Consider the following 23362-nt stretch of genomic DNA (forward strand, 5'->3'; position numbering starts at 1 on the left):
ATTCCGGCCTCCGGGTGGAACACCCGGAGGCCGGTCCGCCGGGCCGTCAGGACCAGGTGATCAGACGGCGCGGGTGCTCCAGGACGGCGGCGATGTCCGCGAGGAAGCGGGAGCCGAGTTCGCCGTCGACGAGGCGGTGGTCGAAGGACAGCGCCAGGGTGGTGACGTGGCGCGCCTTGACCTTGCCCTTGTGGACCCAGGGCTGGAGCTTGATCGCGCCGACCGCGAGGATCGCGGACTCTCCGGGGTTCAGGATGGGCGTACCGGTGTCGACGCCGAAGACGCCGACGTTGGTGATGGTGATCGTGCCGTGCTGCATGTCGGCCGGGGAGGTCTTGCCCTCGCGGGCCGTGGCGACCAGCCCGGACAGCGCCTGCGACAGCTCGCCGAGCGTCTTGGCGTGGGCGTCCTTGATGTTCGGGACGATCAGCCCCCGGGGGGTGGCCGCCGCGATGCCCAAGTTGACGTAGTGCTTGAGCACGATCTCCTGGGCCGCCTCGTCCCAGGACGCGTTGACGTCCGGATTGCGGCGGATCGCCACGAGGACGGCCTTGGCGATCAGGAGCAGCGGGTTGATCCGGAGCCCCGCGAGGTCCGGGTCCTCCTTGAGCTCCTGGACCAGCTTCATCGTGCGGGTCACGTCGAAGGTGATGAACTCGGTGACGTGCGGCGCGGTGAAGGCGGAGCCGACCATGGCCTGGGCGGTGACCTTGCGGACGCCCTTGACCGGGATGCGGGTCTCCCGGGCGGAGCCGGCCGCCCCGGCCGGAGCCTGGGCCACGGCCGGAGCCTGGGCCTGTACGGGAGCGGCCGGAGCCGCCTGGGCCACCGGGACCGCCGGGGAAACGGCCTGCGGGGTGATGGCCGCCGCGGCCGCCGCGTGCACGTCCTCGCGGGTCACGACCCCGCCCTCGCCGGTGGGGACCACCGCGGCCAGGTCGATGCCGAGGTCCTTGGCGAGCTTGCGCACCGGCGGCTTCGCCAGTGCCTTGCCCGCGCCGCCCTGTGCGGGGACCACCACGGGGGCGGCCGGAGCCGCCTGCGCGCTGCCGGTGCCGTTCTGCGCGGCGACCGCCGGCTGCGGGGCCTTGCGCGGGCGGCGCTTCGTAGAGGCGGTGGAGACTCCGTAGCCGACCAGGACGGGCTGGCGGGCCGCCGGGGCCTCGGGCTCCGCCGCCGCCGCGACCGGGGCGGCCACGGCGGGAGCCGCTGCCGGAGCCTCGTCGGCCGGGCCCGTCCGTACCGAGATGATGACCTGGCCGACGTCGACCGTGACGCCCTCCTCGAAGAGGAGCGCGTGCACGACCCCGTCGAAGGGGATCGGCAGCTCGACGGCCGCCTTCGCCGTCTCCACCTCGCACACGACCTGGCCGTCGGTGACGGTGTCACCCGGCTGGACGTACCACTTGAGGATCTCGGCCTCGGTGAGGCCCTCGCCCACATCGGGCATCTTGAATTCGCTGATCGTCATCGCAGGGCTCTCCTCAGTACGCCAGCGAGCGGTCGACTGCGTCGAGCACCCTGTCCAGGCCCGGCAGGTACTCGTCCTCCAGGCGGGCCGGCGGGTACGGGGCGTGGTAGCCGCCCACGCGCAGCACGGGCGCCTCCAGGTGGTAGAAGCACCGCTCCGTGATGCGAGCGGCGATCTCCGAACCCACACCGAGGAACACCGGTGCCTCGTGGACCACCACGAGCCGGCGGGTCTTCTCCACCGACGCCTGGATCCCGTCGAAGTCGACCGGGGACATCGAGCGCAGGTCGACGACCTCCACCGACTTGCCCTCCTCGGCGGCGGCCGCCGCGGCCTCCAGACAGACCTTCACCATGGGCCCGTAGGCCGCCAGGGTGATGTCGGTGCCCGTACGGGCCACCCGCGAGCCGTGCAGCGCGTCGGGGATGGCCTCGGTGTCGACCTCGCCCTTGTCCCAGTAGCGGCGCTTCGGCTCGAAGAAGATCACCGGGTCGTCGCTGAGGATCGCCTGCTGGAGCATCCAGTAGGCGTCGCTCGCGTTGGACGGCGAGACCACCTTCAGGCCCGGGACGTGCGCGAACAGCGTCTCCGGGGACTCCGAGTGGTGCTCGACCGCGCCGATGCCGCCCGCGTAGGGGATGCGGATGACGACCGGCATCTTGATGGTGCCGAGCGAGCGCGCGTGCATCTTGGCGAGCTGCGTGACGATCTGGTCGTACGCGGGGAAGACGAACCCGTCGAACTGGATCTCCACGACCGGCCGGTACCCGCGCAGGGCCAGGCCGATCGCGGTGCCGACGATGCCGGACTCGGCGAGCGGGGTGTCGATGACCCGCTCCTCGCCGAAGTCCTTCTGGAGTCCGTCGGTGATGCGGAAGACGCCGCCGAGCTTGCCGACGTCCTCGCCCATGATCAGGACCTTGGGGTCCTCTTCCAGGGCCTTGCGCAGGGAGTCGTTGAGCGCCTTGGCGATGGTGAGCTTCTGTACGGCCATGACGGTCACTCCCCGCCTTCGAAGGACGCGAGGTAGGCGGCGAACTGCGCGCGCTCCTCGTCGACGAGCGCGTGCCCGTCCGCGTAGACGTTCTCGAAGATCGCCATCGTGTCGGGGTCGGGCATCGAGCGCACGACCTCGCGCACCCGCTTGCCGAGCGCCTCGCTCTCCACCTCCAGCTGCTCGAAGTACGCCTCGTCGGCGCCTCCGGTGGCCAGCAGGTGGGCCTTCAGGCGCAGGATCGGGTCCTTGGCCTCCCAGGCCGCCGTCTCCTCGTCGCGCCGGTACTTCGTCGGGTCGTCGGAGGTGGTGTGCGCACCCATCCGGTACGTGAAGGCCTCCACCAGCGTGGGCCCCTCACCCCGGCGGGCCCGCTCCAGCGCCCAGCGGGTGACCGCGAGGCAGGCCAGTACGTCGTTGCCGTCCACCCGGACGCCCGGGAAGCCGAAGCCCTGCGCGCGCTGGTAGAGCGGCACGCGCATCTGGCGCTCGGTGGGCTCGGAGATGGCCCACTGGTTGTTCTGGCAGAAGAACACCACCGGCGAGTTGTAGACCGCCGAGAAGGTGAAGGCCTCCGCCACGTCGCCCTGGCTGGACGCGCCGTCGCCGAAGTAGGCGATGACGGCCGAGTCCGCGCCGTCCTTGGCCACGCCCATCGCGTACCCGGTCGCGTGCAGCGTCTGGGAGCCGATGACGATCGTGTACAGGTGGAAGTTGTTGGTGGTCGGGTCCCAGCCACCGTGGTTCACACCGCGGAACATGCCGAGCAGATTGGTCGGGTCGACCCCCCGGCACCAGGCGACACCGTGCTCGCGGTACGTCGGGAAGACGTAGTCGTCGTCGCGCAGGGCCCGGCCGGAGCCGATCTGGGCGGCCTCCTGCCCGAGCAGCGAGGCCCACAGGCCCAGCTCGCCCTGGCGCTGGAGGGCGGTCGCCTCACCGTCGAAACGGCGGGTCATGACCATGTCGCGGTACAGACCGCGCAGGTCGTCGGTGGTGATGTCGGCGACGAAGGGCGCGAATTCCGCGACGTCGGGATTCTCCGCGACGTCGACGCGCACCCCCTCGGGCGTCAGCAGCTGTACGAGCTGAGGCTCGGCGTCATGCGTCTTCGCGGTGGCAGCGGCGGGCTTGGCGGCGCTTGCCGCGCCGGCCGGCCGCTTGGTGCCGCTGCGGCGCGGCTTGCGCGCGGCAGTGCTCTCCACGGTCACGATTGCTCCTCCGTCGGTCCGGCACCCGGGTTCTCCGGGGACCAGTGCGGCTCACCTGGATCTCTGCCCGCGCACGGGGTGGGTGCGCTCCGGGTCTGGGATTCAGGCGTGACAGGTGCCCCGGCGAGTGCCCTGCGCAATGCACGTTACCCAGTGCGTCGCATAACTGCGAAACCCCGTTTGACCTGCGATTTTGCTTGGATTTCCAAGTAAATCGGCGGAACCGGGAACAACCACTGGTCACAGCCTTGCAGGGGGCCGGAACAACGGCACGTTATCCCGCTCGCCACCGGCAGGGAAGGGGTGAGTGTGTGAAACTGAGTTCGTGCGCGAAAACGGAAAAATCAAGGTATTCCTCCTGGACGACCACGAAGTGGTACGTCGGGGTGTTCACGAGCTGTTGTCGATGGAATCGGACATCGAGGTGGTGGGTGAGGCCGGTACGGCCGCCGACGCACTGGTCCGGATCCCCGCCACCCGCCCCGACGTGGCCGTCCTCGACGTCCGGCTGCCCGACGGCAGCGGCGTGGAGGTGTGCCGCGAGGTGCGCTCCCAGAACGAGGACATCAAGTGCCTGATGCTCACCTCGTTCGCCGATGACGAGGCGCTGTTCGACGCGATCATGGCCGGCGCCTCGGGCTACGTGCTCAAGGCGATCCGCGGCAACGAGCTGCTCAACGCGGTGCGCGACGTGGCGGCCGGCAAGTCCCTGCTGGACCCCGTGGCCACGGCCCGGGTACTGGAGCGGCTGCGCGACGGCAAGAACGGCAAGGGCGACGACCGGCTGTCGAACCTCACCGAGCAGGAGCGCAAGATCCTCGACCTGATCGGCGAGGGCCTGACGAACCGCGTGATCGGCGAGCGGCTGCACCTGGCCGAGAAGACGATCAAGAACTACGTCTCCAGCCTGCTGTCGAAGCTCGGCATGGAGCGCCGGTCCCAGGCCGCCGCGTACGTGGCCCGCCTGCAGGCCGAGAAGGGGCGCTAATTGCGCCTGGGATTCCGTAACCCAGTGTGACGCCCCGTGGTGCACGATTCCACGGGGCGCACTGTTTAATTCGGGACCAACGTCCTTGATCTGCGGGGCGGGCTCCTCTATTCCGGCACGGTGTCGGTACCGGACAGTGGATGACATGTCCCCAGAGGAACTCCACGCCATCGAACTGCTGCGCCGCGTGCCGTACGGCCGAGCCGCCACCAGCATGCGCGCGCTGCCCTTCCTCGCCGTCGCGCGCCACATCGTGGTGAACGGCAAGGTCGTCCTGAGAATGCACGCCGGTTTCGGCTACCACCACGCCTGCAACGGCAGCGTGGTCTCGTACGGAGCCGACAACTTCAATTCCGGCGATTCCCAGCTGTGGTCGGTGCAGTTCACCGGCACCGCGAACCTCGTCGAACCCACCACCGCCGAACTGGAACTGTTCGGACCCGGTCCGCACTTCGTGGACGGCGCGGTCTTCGACCCCGTCTACATGCGGATCGAGCCCCACCTGGTCACCGTCCACACCCTCGCGGGCAATCTGGACCGGCAGTACCAGCACGCGCTCTGAGCAGCGCCCCGCGGGACTTTGGTCCCGAGAGAAACGGCCCGGCGGCCCACTCATCGAGAGGGGCCGCCGGGCCGTTATCCGTGACTCAGGGCTACTCGCCGACTTCCCCGCCCTCGTCGTCCACGGGCGGCTTCGTCGGGGTGGTCGGCGGCGACGTCGGCTTCGACGGGCTCGGCGTGGGCGACGGCGTCGGAGTGGGCGTCGGGGTGGGCGTCGGCGTCGGCGTCGGCGACGGGGAGTACGACGGCGAGTACGAGTAGCTCGGCGTGGAGGACTTGCTGCGGCTCGGGCCCGGCGTGTACGAGGTCTCCGGCGTCCACTTGGACGTCGAGGTCTCCGGCTCCGGAGTGTCCTGCGTCGTACCCGCCGGGGAGGACACGGAGCTCGACGACGGGGTCGTACCCGTGCCGGGGGCCTTCTTGTTGCCGCCGAAGTTGTCGACCGCGTACGCCACGCCGCCCGCGACCGCGAGGACGGCGAGGACCGCGAACAGCCACATCTTCCACTTGCCGCCGCCGGAGCGGTCGTCGTACCCGCCGGAGCCGTTGTACCCGCCGTTCCCGCCGTGGCCGTTGCCGCCACCGCCGGGGTAGGCGGAGCCGTCGTCCGGGTTCAGCGGCGGCACCATCGGCTGCTGGAACTGCGAGGTGTTGGAGTGCGAGCCGTACGGCGGCTGCCCCTGGCCGGGCGTCGCCATCGCCGTGGTCTGCGCCGGGCCGCGCCCGTGCGGCAGCGCCATGGTGACCGGGCCGGTGTTCCAGGTGCCGGTGTTGGCCCCCTGGTCGTGCAGCATCTGCAGGGCGTACTGGACCAGCCCGCGCATCTCCTCGGCGCTCTGGAACCGGTCGTCCGGGTCCTTGGCGAGGGAGCGCATGACGAGCCCGTCGAGCTCCTGCGGGATCTGACCGCCCTCCGGCAGCTGCGAGGGCGGGATCGGCGCGTCCTGCACGTGCTGGTAGACCACCGACAGCGGGGTCTCCCCGGTGAACGGGGGACGCAGCGAGAGGAGTTCGTACAGCAGGCAGCCCGTCGCGTACAGGTCGGAGCGGTGGTCCACGGCCTTGCCGAGGGCCTGTTCGGGCGAGAGGTACTGCGGCGTGCCCATGACCATGCCGGTCTGGGTCATCGTCGACTGCGCGCCGTGCAGGGCGCGCGCGATGCCGAAGTCCATCACCTTGACCGCGCCGGTGTCCGTGATGATCACGTTGGCGGGCTTGATGTCACGGTGAACGATGCCGTGCTGGTGCGAGTACGCGAGCGCTTCCAGCACGCCGGAGGTGATGATCAGCGCCTGGTCGGGGCCCGGGGCCTCGGCACTGATCAGCAGGTCGCGGATGGTGCGCCCCTCGACCAGTTCCATGACGATGTAGGGGACGACGTTCGGGCCGACCCGGTCCTCGCCCGAGTCGTACACGGCGACCACCGCATGGTGGTTGAGGCCGGCGACCGACTGCGCCTCGCGCGTGAAGCGGGCCTTGGACACCGGGTCCTCGGCCAGGTCCGGGCGCAGCAGCTTGACGGCGACGGTCCGGCCCAGCCGGACGTCCTCCGCGGCGAAGACCTCGGCCATGCCGCCCCGGCCCAGACGGTGGGTCAGCCGGTAACGGCCGTCGCCCACCAGGCCGCCCGCGCCCCAGTGCTCAGGACCCTCTGCCATCCCGGCGCCGCTTCCCTCGGGTTCGGGTGCCATCAGTCCTCACCGTCGTCTGTCTCGGCCGCCGCTCAGCGGATGGGTCCTCGTCGTGTGCTCCGACGAACGCTACAGCCTCAGAACCGCTCACCGTTCGGACGAGGGCGCCCCCGGTCGACGTCACAGGACGCCTGTGGACCCCCTGTGGCCTTGTGGTCACGGAACGGGAACCTGGCTTGACGTGTGCTTGCCCTCCGGCAGACTGAGCCCGACATGCGCTCAGCCAGGGGCGTGGGGACCATCCCGAGGGGAAGCAACAGTCATGAGCCAGGACGGCACTCAGGGCCCGTACGCGGGCGGCTCTCTGGCCGGTGGCCGTTACCAGCTGAGGGACTTGCTCGGCGAGGGAGGCATGGCCTCCGTTTACCTCGCCTACGACTCGGCGCTCGACCGCCAGGTCGCCATCAAGACCCTGCACAGCGAGCTGGGTCGCGAACAGTCCTTCCGCGAACGCTTCCGGCGCGAGGCGCAGGCTGTAGCGAAACTGTCGCACACCAACATCGTCTCGGTCTTCGACACCGGTGAGGGAGTCGTCTCCTTCGCGAACCCGGCGGTGGCCGACGGTGCGGTCATGCCGTACATCGTCATGGAGTACGTCGAGGGGCAGCCGCTCGGCTCCGTCCTGGACGGCGACATCAGGCAGTACGGGGCCATGCCGGCCGACAAGGCGCTGAAGGTGACGGCCGACGTGCTGGCGGCCCTGGAGAGCAGCCACGAGATGGGGCTGGTCCACCGCGACATCAAGCCGGGCAACGTCATGATGACGCGGCGCGGAGTGGTGAAGGTCATGGACTTCGGCATCGCGCGGGCCATGCAGTCGGGGGTCACCTCGATGACGCAGACCGGCATGGTCGTCGGCACCCCGCAGTACCTCTCCCCCGAGCAGGCGCTCGGGCGGGCCGTGGACGCCCGCTCCGACCTGTACTCGGTGGGCATCATGCTCTTCGAGCTGCTGACCGGACGGGTCCCCTTCGTCGCGGACTCGGCGCTGGGCATGGCGTACGCGCACGTGCAGGAGGAGCCGGTCGCGCCCTCCTCCATCAACCGCTCGGTCACCCCGGCGATGGACGCGCTGGTGGCGCGGGCCCTGAAGAAGAACCCGAACGAGCGTTTCCCCACCGCCGCCGCCATGCTCGACGAGGTCGCGCGGGTGGCGGGCGCCGGGCACACCGGGGCCCCGGTCATCGTCCCGGGCGCACACCCCACCAACAGCGGTGCCGGGCTCGGCTCGGCCGTGTTCCCGCCGGTGGACTCCGCCCTGCAGGCGCCGCCGCACTCGGTGCAGCATCCGTACCAGGCGCCGCACACCCCGGTGCCGTCCGCGTACGCGCCGACGCCGCCTCCGGCGCCGCAGTCCGGGACGTACGGGTACCCGCAGCAGCACCAGCCGCTGCACCAGCAGCCGCAGACCCCGGCTCCGTACGCGGCCTCGACCCCGCCTCCGTACACGCTCTCGCCGCACGGCGGGCAGGGCGGGAGCGGCGGGACCGGACGGAAGAAGAACAACTCGGTGGTGATCGGGGCCGTCGTGGTGGCGCTGGTCGCCATCGGCGGGCTGATCGCCGTACTGAAGCTGGGCGGCGACGGCGACAAGGACAAGGCCGGGCCGTCGACCCCCGGGTCCTCCACTTCGGCGTCCTCCTCGGCCTCCGCCCCGGCGAAGCCCGGGCACAAGGGTCCGGACCCCTCGAAGACGATCAAGGAAGAGAAGTGCAAGGAGGCGCGGAAGGGAGACGACCCGGCCAAGGTGGTGGCACCGGACCTCCGGTACATCGACCAGGTCTCGGTGAAGGCGTGCATCCGGGCCGCCGGCTGGAAGTACGACCCCAAGCCGAAGGACGAGGCGGTCTACGGCGAGGGGACCGTCGTCCAGCAGCAGCCGGAACCCAACATGGAGTTCGACCCGGCGAAGGACACCATCACCCTGTGGATCTCGACGGGCGACCCGGAGTAGACGCGGCGGCGGCCTTCTGACATCGACCTTCTGAGGGGGCCGGCATCCCGAACGGCCTGTACGGGATGCCGGTTTTGTCCGGTTATGTAAATCTGAGTCCGTGACCTACGCCCGCGCGCTGCGCTGGACCGCCGGGGCAGCGATGGCAACAGCCGCGCTGCTGATCACGGCGCCCGCGCACGCCGCGGCCCCGACGTCGGCCCACGGCTCCCCGGCCGCCTCCGCCTTCTCCGCCTTCTCCGCCTTCTCCACCGCCGCCACCTTCTCCGCCACCACCGCCGCCAGCTTCTCCGCGACGCCGTCGGGCGACCCCGCGACCTCGGGCGGGGGCGCGGGCGGGGGCCCGGGCGCGGGCGACCGGGCCTTCGAGGACCTCGCCGGAAGCGCGGCCGGGGCCGGCCGGGAGCGGCCCGGGCGGCCGGTGGGCGAACCCGCCAACCCCGAGACCGTGCTCGCCGCCCGCCCCGTCCCGGCGCACCCGCGCACCGAACCGCTCCCGCAGGTTCCCGCGACCCCCGCCGAGCCCACGGCGACCCCGATGGTCGGCGCGCTCGGCACCGAGCCGAACGAGCGGGCCGCCGACCTGGCCGCGCACATACTGCCGCTCGGAACGGGATTCGCCCTGATGGGGCTGGGTCTCGGATTCATGGGAATGCGGCTGCGCCGGGGCATGTAGCCCCCGGCCCATCCCCCGCCCGTCCCCGGCCCGTCCCCCGCTCCCACCCCCGGCTTTATCCCCGGTCCCCCTTGGGACGTAGGCCTCAAGATGGTTGCGGAGCCGGGCATACTCGGTATACATACTGAGTATGTCGATCCGCCACGGCCTTCTCGCCCTACTGGAACGGGGCCCCAGGTACGGCTCTCAACTCCGCACCGAATTCGAGTCCCGCACCGGTTCCACCTGGCCCCTCAACGTCGGGCAGGTGTACACGACGCTCGCCCGGCTGGAGCGCGACGGCCTCGTCGCCCCCGGCGGTGAGGACACCGCCGGGCACACCCTGTACGCCATCACCGAAACGGGGCGGCGCGAACTGCACGCGTGGTACGAGCGTCCCGTCGACCGGGCCAACCCGCCCCGGGACGAGCTCGCCATCAAGCTCGCCATGGCGGTCGGCGCACCCGGCGTGGACATCCGTGCCGTCATCCAGTCCCAGCGGCACGCCACCGTCCAGGCCATGCAGGACTACACCCGGCTCAAGGCGCAGGCGCTCGCCGCCATCGAGAGCGGGCGCTCCGGCGAGCGCGACGACATCGCCTGGCTGCTGGTCCTGGAACAGCTGATCTTCCAGACCGAGGCCGAGGCCCGCTGGCTCGACCACTGCGAGTCCCGGCTCGTACGGCTGTCCGCGCGCGGGGAGCGCGCGCCGGCCGAGGCCGAGCCGCCCGAGGGCGGCACCACCGACCCGACCACACCCACGACCACCGACCGGTCTCTGTCCCGTACCGCGCGCACGCGCCGGGTCTGAACCACCGCTCCACGTCCCAGGGGGGAACCCTTCATGCCCGACCAGCCCGTATTGCAGCTGGACCAGCTCGTCCGCATTCACGGCAGCGGCGCCACCGAGGTGCACGCCCTGCGCGGAATCGACCTCTCCGTGTACCCCGGCGAACTCGTCGCCGTCATGGGCCCCTCCGGGTCCGGCAAGTCCACGCTGCTGACCCTCGCCGGCGGACTCGACACCCCGAGCGGCGGCAGGGTGATCGTCGAAGGCACCGACATCACCACCGCCAGCCGCAAGCAGCTGGCCGCCCTGCGCCGCCGCAGCATCGGGTACGTCTTCCAGGACTACAACCTGATCCCGGCACTCACCGCCGCCGAGAACGTCTCCCTGCCGCTCGAACTCGACGGAGTCTCCGCCCGCAAGGCCCGCGTCGCGGCGCTCGCGGCCCTGGAGGAGATGAACCTCGGTCAGCTCGCCGACCGCTTCCCCGACGAGATGTCAGGCGGCCAGCAGCAGCGCGTGGCCATCGCCCGCGCGCTGGTCGGCGACCGCCGCCTGGTCCTCGCCGACGAGCCGACCGGCGCCCTCGACTCCGAGACCGGTGAGTCCGTACTCGCCCTGCTGCGCTCGCGCTGCGACGCCGGCGCGGCCGGGATCCTGGTCACCCACGAGCCGCGCTTCGCCGCGTGGGCCGACCGCGTGGTCTTCCTGCGCGACGGCAGCGTCGTGGACGAGACCCTGCGCAGCCAGGCCGACTCCCTGCTCTCCGGGCAGGCGGCCGCTCAGTGATCTCCACGTACCACTCCTGGATCGCGGCGATCCGGATAGCCCGCCGCGACGCCTGGCGCTCCAAGGGCCGCAGCGCCCTCGTCCTGGCCATGATCGCCCTGCCGATCGTCGGCGTGAGCGCCGTAGACCTCACCATCCGCAGCTCGGAACTCTCCACCGAGCAGCGCATCGACCGGGTGCTCGGCGCCGCCGACGCCAAGCTGACCTCGTCCCACATGGACGCGCCCATCTACCAGGCCCCCGACGCGCAGAACTACGCCCCGGTCGGCGGCTACGACAAGTACAACGAGAGCTCGGGCGGCATGGGCAAGCCCGCCGCCGAGCCCGAACTCCCGGCCGGCATGCAGTCCGTCAAGGACAGCAGGACCTACGCCAAGGTCCGCAGCCGGCACGGAATCATGCACGCCGAGCTCCGCGAGGTGGACCCGGCGAGCCCGCTGGTGAAGGGCCTGTGGACGCTCGAGCGCGGCCGGCTGCCGAAGGCCGCCGGCGAGGTCCTCGCCACCAGCGCCTTCCTGGAGGAGTCCGGGTACTTCCTCGGCTCCAGCGTGACCCCGCGCGAGTCGACCACCCCGTACAAGATCGTCGGCGTCTACGAGATGCCCGACGACCTGCACAACTCACAGCTCCTGGCCCTGCCGGGGACCCTGCTCGCCCCCCTCGACCGGGACCGCAAGGCCGCCGGCGGCACGGGCCTGGACCCCCAGGACGTGTACCTGGTGAAGGTCGGCGGCGAAGGTTTCACGTGGAACATGGTCAAGGAGACCAACGCCAAGCTGCACCTCCTCGTCGAATCGCGCGTCGTGCTGCTCGACCCGCCGGCCGACTCCGAAGTGCCGCTCTACACGCAGCAGCCCAAGGACATGTGGCAGCCCGGAGGCACCATCGGAGCCACCGAACTGGCCATCGTCTCCACCGTCGTGGGCCTGGCCATGCTGGAGATCTGCCTGCTGGCCGGACCCGCCTTCGCGGTCGGCGCCCGGCGCTCGCGCCGCCAGCTCGGCCTGGTCGGCGCCAACGGCGGTGACCGGCGGCACATCCGGGCCATCGTGCTCTCCGGCGGCCTCGTCATCGGCGCCGCGGCGGCCGTCATCGGCACCGCCGTCGGCATCGCCCTCACCATCGGGCTCCGCCCGGTGCTGGAGGACACGATCGGCAAGCGGTTCGGCAGCTTCGACGTCCGCCCGCTGGAACTCCTCGGCATCGGCCTGCTCGCCGTCCTGACCGGCCTGCTGGCCGCGATCGTCCCGGCCGTCAACGCCTCCCGGCAGACCGTACTGGCCTCCCTCACCGGACGCCGCGGCGTGCGCCGGGCCAACCGGGTGCTGCCCGTCCTCGGCCTGATCGCCATCGCGGGCGGGGCCGCCATCGCCCTGTTCGGCTCCGTCTCCGACATGGGCTCCACCGTCGTCGCCGGCGGCAGCGCCATCGCCGAGCTCGGCGTCGTCGCCCTCACGCCCACCCTGGTCGGCCTGTTCGGCCGGGCCGGCCGGTGGCTTCCGCTGTCGCCCCGCCTCGCGCTGCGCGACGCCGTCCGCAACCGGGGGCGTACGGCGCCGGCCGTGGCCGCCGTCCTGGCCGCCGTCGCCGGCACCGTCGCCGTGGCCACGTACCAGCACAGCAGGGAGATCCAGGCGCGGCACGAGTACGTCGCCACCCTCCCGTACGGCTCCGGTCTGATCGAGAGCAACGAGTTCACCGCCTACCGGGACGTGCCCGCGGTGCGCGAGACCCTCTCGAAGGAACTCCCGCTGGCCGTACGGGCCGACGTGGACCGGCTCGTCGTCGGCAAGCCGGGCTGCTCCCCGTACGGGGACGACGCGGAGTGCGGGCAGGCCCAGGTCATCATCCCGAAGGAGCAGCGCTGCCCGCTCTACTCGGCCGTGAACGGACCGGAATCGTTCTCCGTGGCCGAGCGCAAGAAGCTGATGGCCGACTGGCGGTGCCGGCACGACCGCTTCGGCGTCCAGTACTCGCTGGTCGTCGCCGACCAGAAGCTGATGTCCGTCCTGGGGGTCGAGGACCCCGGCGCCGCGGCCGCGCTGAAGGCGGGCAAGGCCGTCTCCTTCAAGAAGCAGAACGTGCGCGACGACAAGGTCACCGTGCGGCTGGTCAAGGGCCGCGGCGAGACCGCCCCCGGTTCCGCGCCCGATGAGCCGCCGCCGGGCAAGGACAAGGTCTTCGCCGCGTACCAGGTGCCCGAGTCGGTGAAGGGCTACGGCGTGGAGCTGGTGCTGCCGCCCGCGGCGGCGAAGAGCGCCGGCATCGCCACCGTCCCCTTCGGCTCGTACTTCGCCCTCGACGGCGACGCGAGCTCCGAGCAGCGCCAGCGCCTGGAAGGGGCCCTGGACAAGCTGGGCATGGACACGAGCGTCCGGATCGAGAAGGGCTACGAGGGCGACGACAGCCTGGTCATGCTCGTCCTGACCGTCTTCGCGGGCCTGGTCACCATCGGCGCGGCCGGCATCGCGACCGGCCTGGCCCAGGCGGACGCCGAGGGCGACCTCAAGACCCTGGCGGCGGTCGGCGCACCGCCGCGGGTGCGGCGCACGCTCAGCGGCTTCCAGTGCGGGGTGGTCGCCCTGATGGGCGTGATCCTCGGCTCGGCGGCCGGCCTGCTGCCCGCGGTCGGGCTCCGGCTCACCGAACGGCGGGCCGCGGCCGACATGGTCCGGTCCGGCATCGAGAGCGGATACGAGGTGGCCTCCGAGGCCATCCCGTACATCCCGATCGCGGTGCCGTGGACCACGCTGGGCGGCCTGCTGATCGTCGTCCCGGTGGGCGCGGCGCTGCTGGCGGCCCTGGTCACCCGTTCGAGCGGAGCACTGGCCCGCCGCGAGGCCTGACGGTTCCGGCGCCGGTTGGTGCCCCCGCACAGGGTGGATCACGCCCGTGCGGGGGCACACCGTGTGAATACGAAGGTGTGCGAGAGAATGACGGCATGGAGATGCCGAGGAGTGAACGGTCGCAGGACAGCCCCCCGCCCGGCCTGATCGTGGGGCAGGACGGGTTGCCGGTCGGCGGCGCCGATGACGAGTCGCGCGAGGTCCCGGTGACGGAGATGGTCGAACAGCCCGCCAAGGTCATGCGGATCGGCAGCATGATCAAGCAACTCCTGGAAGAGGTACGCGCCGCACCTCTGGACGAGGCCAGCCGGGTCCGTCTCAAGGACATCCACGCGGCGTCCGTGAAGGAGCTGGAAGACGGCCTGGCTCCCGAGCTGGTCGAGGAACTGGAGCGCCTCTCCCTCCCCTTCACGGAAGAGGCCATCCCCTCCGAAGCGGAACTGCGCATCGCGCAGGCCCAGTTGGTGGGCTGGCTGGAAGGCCTGTTCCACGGCATCCAGACGGCCCTGTTCGCGCAGCAGATGGCGGCGCGGGCCCAGCTGGAACAGATGCGCCGCGCCCTCCCGCCGGGCTCCTCCCACGAGGACGACGAGGACGGCCCCCACGGCGCGATCCGCTCGGGCCCGTACCTCTAACCCACCCCTCCGGGGCCGCCCCACGGCGGCCCCGGACCCACGTCCGACCCCACGGGGCCCCGTTCAGCCCCCGGAGCCGTCCGGCCTCCGGAGCCCGTTCAGCCCCCGGAGCCGTCCGGCCTCCGGAGCCCGTTCAGCCCCCGGAGCCGTCCGGCCTCCGGAGCCCGTTCAGCCCTCGGAGCCGTCCGGCCTCCGGGGCCCGGGGCCTTCCAGCCGTCCGGCGTTCGAAGCCCGGGCTGAAGCCTTTCAGCCGTCCGGCGCTTGAGGACCGGGGTCTGGGGCGGAGCCCCAGGGGGGTCCGGGCGCAGCCCGGTACCCCTCCCCAGCCCGTCCGGCATTTGAGGCCCGGGGCCCGGGGCGGAGCCCCAGAGGGGTCCGGGCGCAGCCCGGTACCCCTCCAGCCCGTCCGGCGCTTGAGGACCGGGGTCCGGGCAGCGCCCGGGGAACGGTGGAAGGGTGGGTAGGGGACTCCGCCCGCGCAGCGGCAAAGGTCGCAGCGCGGCTCCGCCCCGCGCAGCGGCCGCACCCCCCAGCCACCCGCGGGCACCGGGTTAAGAACCCGGTAAACGCCACAGCCCATCCGGCCCCGACCCCCCGCATACTCGGGGAATGACCTACGACGCCATCGTCCTGGCGGGCGGCGCCGCAAGACGCCTCGGCGGAGCCGACAAGCCCGGCCTCCTCGTCGGCGGCCGCCCCCTCCTCGACCGCGTCCTCGACGCCTGCGCGGACGCCCGCACCACCGTCGTGGTAGCCGGCCGCAGGCCCACCGCCCGGCCCGTGCGCTGGGCCCGGGAGGACCCCCCCGGCAGCGGCCCCCTCGCCGCGCTGGACGCCGGGCTGCGGCACACCACCGCCCCGCTGGTCCTCGTACTCTCCGCCGATCTGCCGTTCCTGAACCGGGACACGGTCGCCTCCCTCCTCGGGGCCCTCGACGCGCCCGGACAGCGGGCCCGTGACGGAGCCCTGCTCCGGGATCCGGGCGGCCGCGACCAGCCCCTGGTCGCCGCGTACCGCGCCGAGCCCCTGCGCAGGGAAATCGCCCTGCTGGCCACCGAACACGGCTCGGTGAACGGCCTCCCCCTGCGCGCCCTCACCGCCGAACTCGACCTCACCCCGGTCACCGCGGCCGCCCCGCTCGCCTCCTTCGACTGCGACACCTGGGACGATCTCGCCGCCGCCCGCGCCCGAATCAGAGAGCATGGAACCGTGCTGGAGCAATGGATCACCGCCGTCAAGAACGAGCTGGGCATCGACGTCGCCGTCGACACCAAGACCCTGCTCGACCTCGCCCGTGACGCCGCGCACGGCGTCGCCCGGCCCGCCGCCCCGCTGACGACCTTCCTCGTCGGCTACGCGGCGGCCCACGCCGAAGCCACCGGCGCCGACCCCGAGCAGGCCGTGGCCGAGGCCTCCCGCAAGGCCGCCGAACTGGCCCTGCGCTGGGCCGCGGAGGGCGAGGCCGCGGGGCCCCCCGAGGCCGCGCCGGCCCCCGAGGCCCCGGGAGCCACCGACCCCGAAGCGGCCGGCTCAGGATGACCGCCAACCCCGCCGCCGACCCCGCCGCCGACGCCGCCGCCGACGCCGACCGCGACCTCGACCAGGCCCTCGCGCTGGTCAGCCGCGACCCCCGTACCGACGCCACCGCCGGCGCCCCCACCGCCGGCGGCGGCCACCGCGCCGCGCCCTGGCTCCGGGCCCGGGAGACCGCGACCCGCGCCGGTTCGGCCGTCCGCGGCCGCACCCACCGGGTCCCCCTGGCGGCCGCCCTCGGCGAGGTGCTGGCCGCGCCCCTCGACGCCCTGGGCGACCTGCCGTCCTTCGACACCTCCGCGATGGACGGCTGGGCCGTCGCCGGGCCCGGCCCCTGGACGATCCGCCCCGGCGAGAGCGCCCTGGCCGGGAGCGAGCGCCCCGCGCCCCTCGCGGACGGCGAGGCCGTACGGATCGCCACCGGCGCCCGGATCCCCGCGGACACCAGCGCCGTGATCCGCAGCGAGCACTCCCGCGAGGCCGGCACCCTGCTGCACGCGGAGCGGCCCGTCGCCACCGGACAGGACATCCGCCCGCGCGGCCAGGAGTGCCGCACGGGCGACCTGTTGCTGCCCCCCGGATCCCTGGTGACCCCGGCCGTCCTCGGCCTCGCCGCGGCCGCCGGGTACGACGAGCTCACCACCCGGCCCCGGCCGAGGGTGGAGATCCTCGTCCTCGGCGACGAACTGCTCACCGAAGGCCCCCCGCACGACGGCCTCATCCGCGACGCCCTGAGCCCCATGCTGGGCCCCTGGCTGACCCGGCTCGGCGCCGAGGTCGTCTCCGTCCGACGGCTCGGCGACGACCCGGAGGGCGCCGCAGCACTGCTGGCGGCCGTCACCGGCTCCACCGCCGACGTGGTCATCACCACCGGCGGCACCGCCTCCGGCCCCGTCGACCACGTGCACCCCGTGCTCGCCAAGGCCGGCGCCGAACTGCTCGTCGACGGGGTGGCCGTACGCCCCGGGCACCCGATGCTGCTGGCCCGCATCGGCGACCGTGCCGACGGCCGCCACCTGGTGGGACTCCCCGGCAACCCGCTGGCCGCCGTCTCCGGGCTGCTCACCCTCGCCGAACCGCTGCTGCGCGCCCTCGCCGGGCGCCGCCCGCGCCCCCGGTACGTGGTGCCCGTGGAGGGCGACGTACCCGGTCACCCGCACGACACCCGGCTCGTACCGGTCCTGCTGACCGAGGACCACGCCGTACCGCTGCGCTACAACGGGCCGGCGATGCTGCGCGGGGTGGCCGCCGCCGACGCGCTGGCCGTCGTACCCCCGAACGGGGCACGGTCGGGGCGGGAGTTGGAGATCCTCGATCTCCCGTGGGCTTCGGGGGGATGTTTCACGTGAAACTTCACGGATCCGACGCGATGGCACGCGGCGCCGACGAGAAACTCGTCTCGCGCCGCATCAAACTGCCCAGGCGCATCGTCGAGAAACCGCTCCGGCAGGTCTCCCGGCGGCTGTTGATGGCGCTGTTCGTGATGGCCCTGACGGTCCTGATCGTGTGGATCGACCGCGACGGCTACCACGACAACGCCAACGACAAGGTCGACTTCCTCGACTGCGTCTACTACGCGACCGTCACCCTGTCGACGACCGGCTACGGCGACATCGTCCCGTACAGCGACAGCGCGCGGCTGGTCAACATCCTGCTGATCACTCCGCTGCGCGTGCTGTTCCTGATCATCCTGGTCGGCACCACCCTGGAAGTCCTCACCGAGCGCACCAGGGAAGAGTGGCGGCTCAGCCGCTGGAGGAAGAACTTGCGAGACCACACGGTCGTCGTCGGCTTCGGCACGAAGGGCCGCTCCGCCCTGCAGACCCTGCTGGCCACCGGCCTCAGCAAGGAACAGGTCGTCATCGTCGACCCCAGCGCCAAGGTGATCGACATCGCCAGCGCGGAGGGGTTCACGGGGGTCGTCGGCGATGCCACGCGCTCCGAAGTCCTGCTGCGTGCCGAGATCCAGAAGGCCCGTCAGATCGTCATCGCCACCCAGCGCGACGACACGGCGGTCCTGGTCACCCTGACGGCCCGCCAGCTCAACCGCGGTGCGAAGATCGTCGCGGCCGTGCGGGAAGAGGAGAACGCACCGCTGCTGAAGCAGTCGGGCGCGGACGCCGTCATCACCAGCGCGAGCGCGGCGGGCCGGCTGCTCGGGCTCTCGGTGCTCAGTCCGAGCGCGGGCACGGTGATGGAGGACCTCATCCAGCAGGGCAGCGGCCTCGATCTGATCGAGCGTCCGGTCAACCGCGGGGAGGTCGGCAAATCGGTCCGGGACACCGATGACCTGGTCGTCAGCGTCCTGCGCGGCCACCGCCTGCTCCCGTACGACGATCCGCACGCGAGCCCGCTCCAGCTGACGGACCGCGTGATCACGATCGTCCGCGCGGCCCCGTCGGCCACGCCACCCGTGGTCCTGGGTTCGCCGGACTGAGCTGACCGACCGGACCGAGCGGGCCGGGGGCGGTAGCCTCCGGCCATGCATGCGATCACCATCGAAAAGCCCGGCGGCCCCGAGTCCCTGGTGTGGGCCGAAGCACCCGACCCGGTGGCCGGCGACGGCGAGGTCCTCGTCGAAGTGACGGCGAGCGCCGTGAACCGCGCCGACGTCCTGCAGCGGCAGGGTTTCTACAACCCTCCGCCCGGCGCCTCGCCCCATCCCGGCCTGGAGTGCTCCGGGCGGATCTCCGCGATCGGGGCCGGGGTCTCCGGCTGGTCGGTCGGCGACGAGGTGTGCGCGCTGCTCTCCGGCGGCGGGTACGCGCAGCGGGTGGCCGTCCCGGCGGGCCAGCTGCTGCCCGTCCCGGCGGGCGTGGACCTGGTGACGGCGGCGGCCCTCCCCGAAGTCGTCTCCACCGTCTGGTCGAACGTGTTCATGGTGGCCGGCCTTCGCCCGGGCGAGACCCTCCTCGTGCACGGCGGATCGAGCGGCATCGGGACGATGGCGATCCAGCTCGCGAAGGCCGTGGGCGCGCGGGTCGCGGTCACCGCGGGCGGCAAGGAGAAGCTGGCGCGCTGCGCCGAGCTGGGCGCCGACATCCTGATCGACTACCGCGAGCAGGACTTCGTGGAGGAGGTCCGGACGGCCACGGACGGCGCCGGGGCGGACGTGATCCTGGACATCATGGGCGCGAAGTACCTGACCCGGAACGTGGACGCGCTGGCCTTGAACGGCCGCCTCGCGATCATCGGGCTCCAGGGCGGGGTCAAGGCGGAGCTCAACCTGGCCGCCCTGCTGGCGAAGCGGGCGGCCATCACCGCCACCACGCTCCGTGCCCGCCCCCTGGAGGAAAAGGCCGCGATCGTCGCGGCCGTACGCGAACACGTCTGGCCCCTGATCGCCTCGGGCCGCATCCACCCGGTGGTGCACGGCACCTTCCCGATGCGGGAGGCGGCCGAAGCCCATCGCGTCCTGGAATCCAGCACCCACGTGGGCAAACTCCTCCTGACCACCTGACCACCTGCCCCCCACGACCAGCCTCTCCGGCGTTTGAGGAGAGCGGGGGTCCGGGGGCCGGCCCCCGGGAACGGCGCGGCACGCGGGAACGGGGCCGGGCGAAGCCCGGGGAACGGTGGAAGGGCGGGTAGGGGACTTGGCCCCGCAGGGCCCACCGCCCGTACCCGCCCCACCCCGCCCGCGGAGCTACAGGCTGCGCAGCAGCACCGAGGGCGACTCGACGCAGTCGGCGACGTACCGCAGGAACCCACCCGCGGTCCCCCCGTCACACACCCGGTGATCGAACGTCAGCGACAGCTGGACGACCTGCCGCACCGCCAGCTCCCCCTGGTACACCCAGGGCTTCGGGATGATCCGCCCCACACCGAGCATCGCCGCCTCGGGATGGTTGATGATCGGCGTGGAGCCGTCGACCCCGAACACCCCGTAGTTGTTCAGGGTGAAGGTGCCACCGGTGAGGTCGGCCGGGGCCAGCTTCCCCGCCCGGGCCAGCTCGGTGAGCCGGGCGAACTCCGCCGACAGCGACTCCGCGCTGCGCGCCTGCGCGTCCCGGACCACCGGCACCATCAGCCCCCGCTCCGTCTGCGCGGCGAAGCCCAGGTGCACGGCCGGCAGCCGGACGATCTCGTTCGCCGCGAGGTCCACCGTGGAGTTGAGTTCCGGGTGGCGGGCCAGCGCCGCCGTGCAGATCCGGGCGAGCAGCGCGAGCACCGAGATCTTGGGGCCGCCCGCGGCGTTCATCGCCGCCCGGGTCGCCATCAGTTCGGTGGCGTCCGCGTCCACCCAGCAGGTGGCGTCCGGAATCTCGCGCCGGCTGCGCGACAGCTTGTCCGCGACCGCCCCGCGCACCCCCTTGAGGGGGATCCGCGTGGCACCCCCGGGCACTGCGGGGGCACCGGCGGGGGCAGCGGTGGAGGCACCGGCGGGGGCCACTACGACCGGCGCAGGCGCCGGCTCCCGCAGGGCCGTCTCGACGTCCGCGCGCAGGATCAGTCCCTCGGGCCCCGATCCGCGCAGGGCCCGCAGGTCCACCCCGTGGTCCCGGGCCAGCTTGCGCACCAGCGGCGAGATGACCGGCACCGGCCCGGCGACGACGGCCGGTGCGGCGGCCGCCGGTGCCGTGACGGCGGGTGCCGAGACCGCCGCGACCGCGACCACGGCCGGAGCCGGACCCGCGGGAGCGGCCCCCGGCGCGGCGGAGCCGGGTCGCACCCGCCTCCGACGCGCCGGACGTGAAGGATCGGAGCCGTACCCGATCAAGGGCCGGGGCGCGTTCGCGGAGTCCGCGTCCGCGGCCCCCTCCGGGGCGACGACATCGTCCGGCCCGCACTGCGCACCCACCGCCACCGTGATCAGCGGTGCACCGACGGGCAGTTCGGTCCCCTCCTCGCCGAAGCGGGCGGTGACCACGCCCCCGTACGGACAGGGGACCTCCACCATCGCCTTGGCCGTCTCGACCTCGACGACGGGCTGGTCGATGGCCACGACGTCGCCGACCGCCACCAGCCAGCGGACGATCTCCGCCTCGGTCAGTCCCTCGCCCAGGTCCGGCAGCTTGAACTCCATGACCTGCGGCATCAGTTCTCCCACTGCAGACGGGCCACGGTGTCCAGGATCCGGTCCACTCCAGGCAGGTGGTACTTCTCCAGCATCGGCGGCGGATACGGGATGTCGAAGCCGGTGACGCGCAGCACGGGCGCCTCCAGGTGGTGGAAGCACCGCTCGGTGACCCGGGCGGCGATCTCCGCGCCCGGTCCGCCGAAGCCGCCGGACTCGTGGACCACCACCGCGCGCCCGGTCCGGCGTACGGAGGCCACGACGGTCTCCTCGTCGAAGGGGACCAGCGAGCGCAGGTCCACGACCTCCAGGTCCCAGCCCTCCTCGCGGGCCGCCTCGGCCGCCTCCAGGCACACCGGCAGGGAGGGCCCGTAGGTGATCAGCGTCGCGCTCGTGCCGGTCCGCCGGACGAGCGCCTCGCCGATCCCGGGCACCGCCGCGGGCGCCTCGGGCGACCAGTCGGACTTGGACCAGTACAGCCGCTTCGGCTCCAGGAAGATCACCGGGTCGTCGCTGGCTATCGAGGCGCGCAGCAGTCCGTACGCGTCCTCGACGGTCGCCGGGGTCACCACGGTGAGGCCGGGGGTGGCCACGTAGTACGCCTCGGAGGAGTCGCAGTGGTGCTCCACCCCGCCGATCCCGCCGCCGTACGGCACCCGGATCGTGATCGGGAGCGGCATCGCGCCGCGGGTGCGGTTGCGCATCTTGGCCACGTGCGAGATCAGCTGCTCGAAGGCCGGGTACGCGAAGGCGTCGAACTGCATCTCCACGACCGGCCGCAGCCCGTACATGGCCATGCCGACGGCAGCGCCGAGTATGCCGGCCTCGGCGAGCGGGGTGTCCGTGCAGCGGTCCTCGCCGAACTCCTTCGCGAGGCCGTCCGTGATGCGGAAGACCCCGCCGAGCGCCCCGACGTCCTCGCCCATGACGTGGACCGTCGGGTCCTCGGCCATCGCGTCGCGCATGGCCCGGTTCAGGGCCTGGGCCATGGTCGCCGGCTTCGTGGCCGCCGGCTTCACCGCCACCGTGGTCATGATCCGTCCCCCTCTTCCTGCTCGGCCGCGTCCAGCTCGGCACGGAGCATGGCCGCCTGTTCGCGCAGCCGGCCGGTCTGCTGCGCGTAGACGTTTTCGAAGAGGTCCATCGGGTCGAGCACCGGCTCCGCGTTCATCCCGTCCCTCAGCGCCGCCGCCATCGCCTCGGCCGCGTCCTTGGCGGCCTTGATGCCCGCCTCGTCCAGCAGTCCGCGCGCGGTCAGCTCGCGCTCCAGCAGCTCGATCGGGTCGTGCGCCTTCCACGCCTCGACCTCGGCGTCGCCCCGGTAGCGTGTGGCGTCGTCGGCGTTGGTGTGGGCCTCTATGCGGTACGTGACCGCCTCGATCATGGTCGGTCCGCCGCCGGACCGGGCCCGCCGGACCGCCTCGGACAGCACCTCGTGCATGGCGGCGATGTCGTTGCCGTCGACGAGGCGGCCGGGCATCCCGTACCCCACGGCCTTGTGGGCCAGGGTCGGGGCGGCGGTCTGCTTGGCGAGCGGGACGGAGATCGCGAAGCCGTTGTTCTGCACGAGGAAGACCACCGGCGCCTGCCATACGGCGGCGAAGTTCATGGCCTCGTGGAAATCGCCCTCGCTGGTGCCGCCGTCGCCGACCATGGCGAGGGCGACCACGTCGTCCCCGCGCAGCCGCGCGGCGTGCGCCAGGCCGACCGCGTGCGGCAGCTGGGTGGCCAGCGGCGTCGAGAGCGGGGCTATCCGGTGCTCGCGCGGGTCGTACCCGGTGTGCCAGTCGCCGCGCAGCAGCGTCAGGGCCTGTACGGGATCCAGTCCGCGCGCCACGGCCGCGAGGGTGTCGCGGTAGCTCGGGAAGAGCCAGTCCTGCTCCTCCAGGACCATCGCGGCGGCGATCTCGCACGCCTCCTGGCCGACGGTGGAGGGATATACGGCCAGACGGCCCTGCCGGGTGAGGGCGGTGGCCTGGGCGTTGTAGCGGCGGCCGCGCACCAGCTCGGCGTAGCACCGGCGCATCAGCTCGGGGTCGAGCCGGTCGGCGGCCGGGGTGCCCAGCACCCGGTACGGCTCGGGGTCCGGGAGCAGCGGGGCGGCATCCGTACGGGGCCTCCAGGCGGGCGGCGGGGTGGAGCGGTGGGACGCACCGGCACCGGGCAGCTCTTGGACCGTCATGGCGGCGTACACCTCCTCGTGGGAAGCGGGCAGGGAGGCCTCGGGTGT

19 protein-coding genes are annotated in these 23362 nt (G+C 72.6%); 12 read left to right on the forward strand and 7 right to left on the reverse strand.

What is annotated here, in order from left to right; translation table 11 throughout:
- Positions 1-46: 46 nt before the first annotated feature.
- From ACIQV3_RS10245 to pdhA (ACIQV3_RS10255), 3 genes are read right to left on the reverse strand one after another with little or no spacing between them, the layout of a single operon-like run.
- Positions 47-1471, reverse strand: a complete 1425-nt coding sequence (locus ACIQV3_RS10245) for a dihydrolipoamide acetyltransferase family protein (RefSeq protein ID WP_403711695.1) — start codon at positions 1469-1471, stop codon at positions 47-49.
- 13 nt (positions 1472-1484) lie between these two features.
- A complete protein-coding gene (locus tag ACIQV3_RS10250) occupies positions 1485-2465 on the reverse strand; it encodes an alpha-ketoacid dehydrogenase subunit beta (protein ID WP_388501272.1) in 981 nt (326 codons plus the stop codon).
- A 5-nt stretch (positions 2466-2470) separates the two neighbouring features.
- Positions 2471-3676: a pyruvate dehydrogenase (acetyl-transferring) E1 component subunit alpha gene (pdhA, locus tag ACIQV3_RS10255; RefSeq protein ID WP_385367010.1), complete on the reverse strand. Its 1206-nt coding sequence runs from the start codon at positions 3674-3676 to the stop codon at positions 2471-2473.
- Between the two features lie 325 nt (positions 3677-4001).
- On the opposite strand from pdhA (ACIQV3_RS10255), the gene ACIQV3_RS10260 reads away from it, so the two are divergent.
- Positions 4002-4664 carry a response regulator transcription factor gene (locus ACIQV3_RS10260; RefSeq protein ID WP_266906697.1) on the forward strand — a complete coding sequence of 221 codons (663 nt, stop codon included), beginning with the start codon at positions 4002-4004 and terminating at the stop codon, positions 4662-4664.
- Positions 4665-4809: 145 nt separating this feature from the next.
- Positions 4810-5226, forward strand: a complete 417-nt coding sequence (locus ACIQV3_RS10265) for a pyridoxamine 5'-phosphate oxidase family protein (protein WP_383945415.1) — start codon at positions 4810-4812, stop codon at positions 5224-5226.
- A gap of 91 nt (positions 5227-5317) precedes the next feature.
- Here the strand turns inward: ACIQV3_RS10265 and ACIQV3_RS10270 are convergent, their stop codons facing one another.
- Positions 5318-6916, reverse strand: a complete 1599-nt coding sequence (locus ACIQV3_RS10270) for a protein kinase (protein ID WP_403711699.1) — start codon at positions 6914-6916, stop codon at positions 5318-5320.
- A gap of 262 nt (positions 6917-7178) precedes the next feature.
- On the opposite strand from ACIQV3_RS10270, the gene ACIQV3_RS10275 reads away from it, so the two are divergent.
- The 10 genes from ACIQV3_RS10275 (at position 7179) to ACIQV3_RS10320 (ending at position 19575) form a co-directional block, all read left to right on the forward strand.
- Positions 7179-8870 carry a protein kinase gene (locus ACIQV3_RS10275; RefSeq protein WP_403711702.1) on the forward strand — a complete coding sequence of 564 codons (1692 nt, stop codon included), beginning with the start codon at positions 7179-7181 and terminating at the stop codon, positions 8868-8870.
- Between the two features lie 100 nt (positions 8871-8970).
- A complete protein-coding gene (locus tag ACIQV3_RS10280) occupies positions 8971-9546 on the forward strand; it encodes a hypothetical protein (protein WP_403711704.1) in 576 nt (191 codons plus the stop codon).
- Between the two features lie 130 nt (positions 9547-9676).
- Positions 9677-10336 (forward strand): PadR family transcriptional regulator, encoded by a 660-nt coding sequence (locus ACIQV3_RS10285; protein ID WP_403711706.1) that lies wholly within the window; start codon positions 9677-9679, stop codon positions 10334-10336.
- A gap of 33 nt (positions 10337-10369) precedes the next feature.
- Positions 10370-11101, forward strand: a complete 732-nt coding sequence (locus tag ACIQV3_RS10290; RefSeq protein ID WP_403711708.1) for an ABC transporter ATP-binding protein — start codon at positions 10370-10372, stop codon at positions 11099-11101.
- Positions 11098-13947, forward strand: coding sequence for an FtsX-like permease family protein (locus ACIQV3_RS10295; protein WP_403711710.1), 2850 nt, complete (start codon positions 11098-11100; stop codon positions 13945-13947). Before ACIQV3_RS10290 ends, ACIQV3_RS10295 begins: the two co-directional genes overlap by 4 nt.
- A gap of 95 nt (positions 13948-14042) precedes the next feature.
- Positions 14043-14582, forward strand: coding sequence for a bacterial proteasome activator family protein (locus tag ACIQV3_RS10300; protein ID WP_356506752.1), 540 nt, complete (start codon positions 14043-14045; stop codon positions 14580-14582).
- 609 nt (positions 14583-15191) lie between these two features.
- Positions 15192-16121, forward strand: coding sequence for an NTP transferase domain-containing protein (locus ACIQV3_RS10305; protein ID WP_403711712.1), 930 nt, complete (start codon positions 15192-15194; stop codon positions 16119-16121).
- Entirely contained in the window at positions 16118-17464 is a 1347-nt protein-coding gene (locus ACIQV3_RS10310) for a molybdopterin molybdotransferase MoeA (protein ID WP_403711714.1), read from the forward strand. Before ACIQV3_RS10305 ends, ACIQV3_RS10310 begins: the two co-directional genes overlap by 4 nt.
- Entirely contained in the window at positions 17452-18552 is a 1101-nt protein-coding gene (locus ACIQV3_RS10315) for a potassium channel family protein (protein WP_403711716.1), read from the forward strand. Before ACIQV3_RS10310 ends, ACIQV3_RS10315 begins: the two co-directional genes overlap by 13 nt.
- Before the next feature lie 45 nt (positions 18553-18597).
- Positions 18598-19575: an NAD(P)H-quinone oxidoreductase gene (locus ACIQV3_RS10320; RefSeq protein ID WP_403711718.1), complete on the forward strand. Its 978-nt coding sequence runs from the start codon at positions 18598-18600 to the stop codon at positions 19573-19575.
- Between the two features lie 186 nt (positions 19576-19761).
- Here the strand turns inward: ACIQV3_RS10320 and ACIQV3_RS10325 are convergent, their stop codons facing one another.
- The 3 genes from ACIQV3_RS10325 to pdhA (ACIQV3_RS10335) are packed head-to-tail and all read right to left on the reverse strand — an operon-like array spanning position 19762 to position 23314.
- Positions 19762-21153, reverse strand: coding sequence for a dihydrolipoamide acetyltransferase family protein (locus ACIQV3_RS10325; protein ID WP_403711720.1), 1392 nt, complete (start codon positions 21151-21153; stop codon positions 19762-19764).
- Complete coding sequence (locus ACIQV3_RS10330; protein WP_403711722.1) at positions 21153-22166, reverse strand: alpha-ketoacid dehydrogenase subunit beta; 1014 nt, start codon at positions 22164-22166, stop codon at positions 21153-21155. The genes ACIQV3_RS10325 and ACIQV3_RS10330 overlap by 1 nt, the downstream gene beginning before the upstream one ends.
- The gene (gene pdhA / locus ACIQV3_RS10335) at positions 22163-23314 is read right to left on the reverse strand and encodes a pyruvate dehydrogenase (acetyl-transferring) E1 component subunit alpha (protein ID WP_403712285.1); all 1152 of its coding nucleotides are present in this window, start codon (positions 23312-23314) and stop codon (positions 22163-22165) included. Before pdhA (ACIQV3_RS10335) ends, ACIQV3_RS10330 begins: the two co-directional genes overlap by 4 nt.
- Between the last annotated feature and the right edge of the window lie 48 nt (positions 23315-23362).

Source organism: Streptomyces sp. NPDC099050 (assembly GCF_044759865.1).
In the GTDB taxonomy this organism is placed as follows: Bacteria; Actinomycetota; Actinomycetes; order Streptomycetales; family Streptomycetaceae; genus Streptomyces.

What these genes read in the sequence shown, in the direction of transcription:
- ACIQV3_RS10245 (WP_403711695.1), bottom strand. Translation starts at nt 1,471, where the DNA reads ATGACGATCAGCGAATTCAAGATGCCCGATGTGGGCGAGGGCCTCACC.
- ACIQV3_RS10250 (WP_388501272.1), bottom strand. Translation starts at nt 2,465, where the DNA reads ATGGCCGTACAGAAGCTCACCATCGCCAAGGCGCTCAACGACTCCCTG.
- ACIQV3_RS10265 (WP_383945415.1), top strand. Translation starts at nt 4,810, where the DNA reads ATGTCCCCAGAGGAACTCCACGCCATCGAACTGCTGCGCCGCGTGCCG.
- ACIQV3_RS10270 (WP_403711699.1), bottom strand. Translation starts at nt 6,916, where the DNA reads ATGGCACCCGAACCCGAGGGAAGCGGCGCCGGGATGGCAGAGGGTCCT.
- ACIQV3_RS10275 (WP_403711702.1), top strand. Translation starts at nt 7,179, where the DNA reads ATGAGCCAGGACGGCACTCAGGGCCCGTACGCGGGCGGCTCTCTGGCC.
- ACIQV3_RS10285 (WP_403711706.1), top strand. Translation starts at nt 9,677, where the DNA reads ATGTCGATCCGCCACGGCCTTCTCGCCCTACTGGAACGGGGCCCCAGG.
- ACIQV3_RS10290 (WP_403711708.1), top strand. Translation starts at nt 10,370, where the DNA reads ATGCCCGACCAGCCCGTATTGCAGCTGGACCAGCTCGTCCGCATTCAC.
- ACIQV3_RS10300 (WP_356506752.1), top strand. Translation starts at nt 14,043, where the DNA reads ATGGAGATGCCGAGGAGTGAACGGTCGCAGGACAGCCCCCCGCCCGGC.
- ACIQV3_RS10305 (WP_403711712.1), top strand. Translation starts at nt 15,192, where the DNA reads ATGACCTACGACGCCATCGTCCTGGCGGGCGGCGCCGCAAGACGCCTC.
- ACIQV3_RS10310 (WP_403711714.1), top strand. Translation starts at nt 16,118, where the DNA reads ATGACCGCCAACCCCGCCGCCGACCCCGCCGCCGACGCCGCCGCCGAC.
- ACIQV3_RS10315 (WP_403711716.1), top strand. Translation starts at nt 17,452, where the DNA reads ATGTTTCACGTGAAACTTCACGGATCCGACGCGATGGCACGCGGCGCC.
- ACIQV3_RS10320 (WP_403711718.1), top strand. Translation starts at nt 18,598, where the DNA reads ATGCATGCGATCACCATCGAAAAGCCCGGCGGCCCCGAGTCCCTGGTG.
- ACIQV3_RS10325 (WP_403711720.1), bottom strand. Translation starts at nt 21,153, where the DNA reads ATGCCGCAGGTCATGGAGTTCAAGCTGCCGGACCTGGGCGAGGGACTG.
- ACIQV3_RS10330 (WP_403711722.1), bottom strand. Translation starts at nt 22,166, where the DNA reads ATGACCACGGTGGCGGTGAAGCCGGCGGCCACGAAGCCGGCGACCATG.
- pdhA (WP_403712285.1), bottom strand. Translation starts at nt 23,314, where the DNA reads ATGACGGTCCAAGAGCTGCCCGGTGCCGGTGCGTCCCACCGCTCCACC.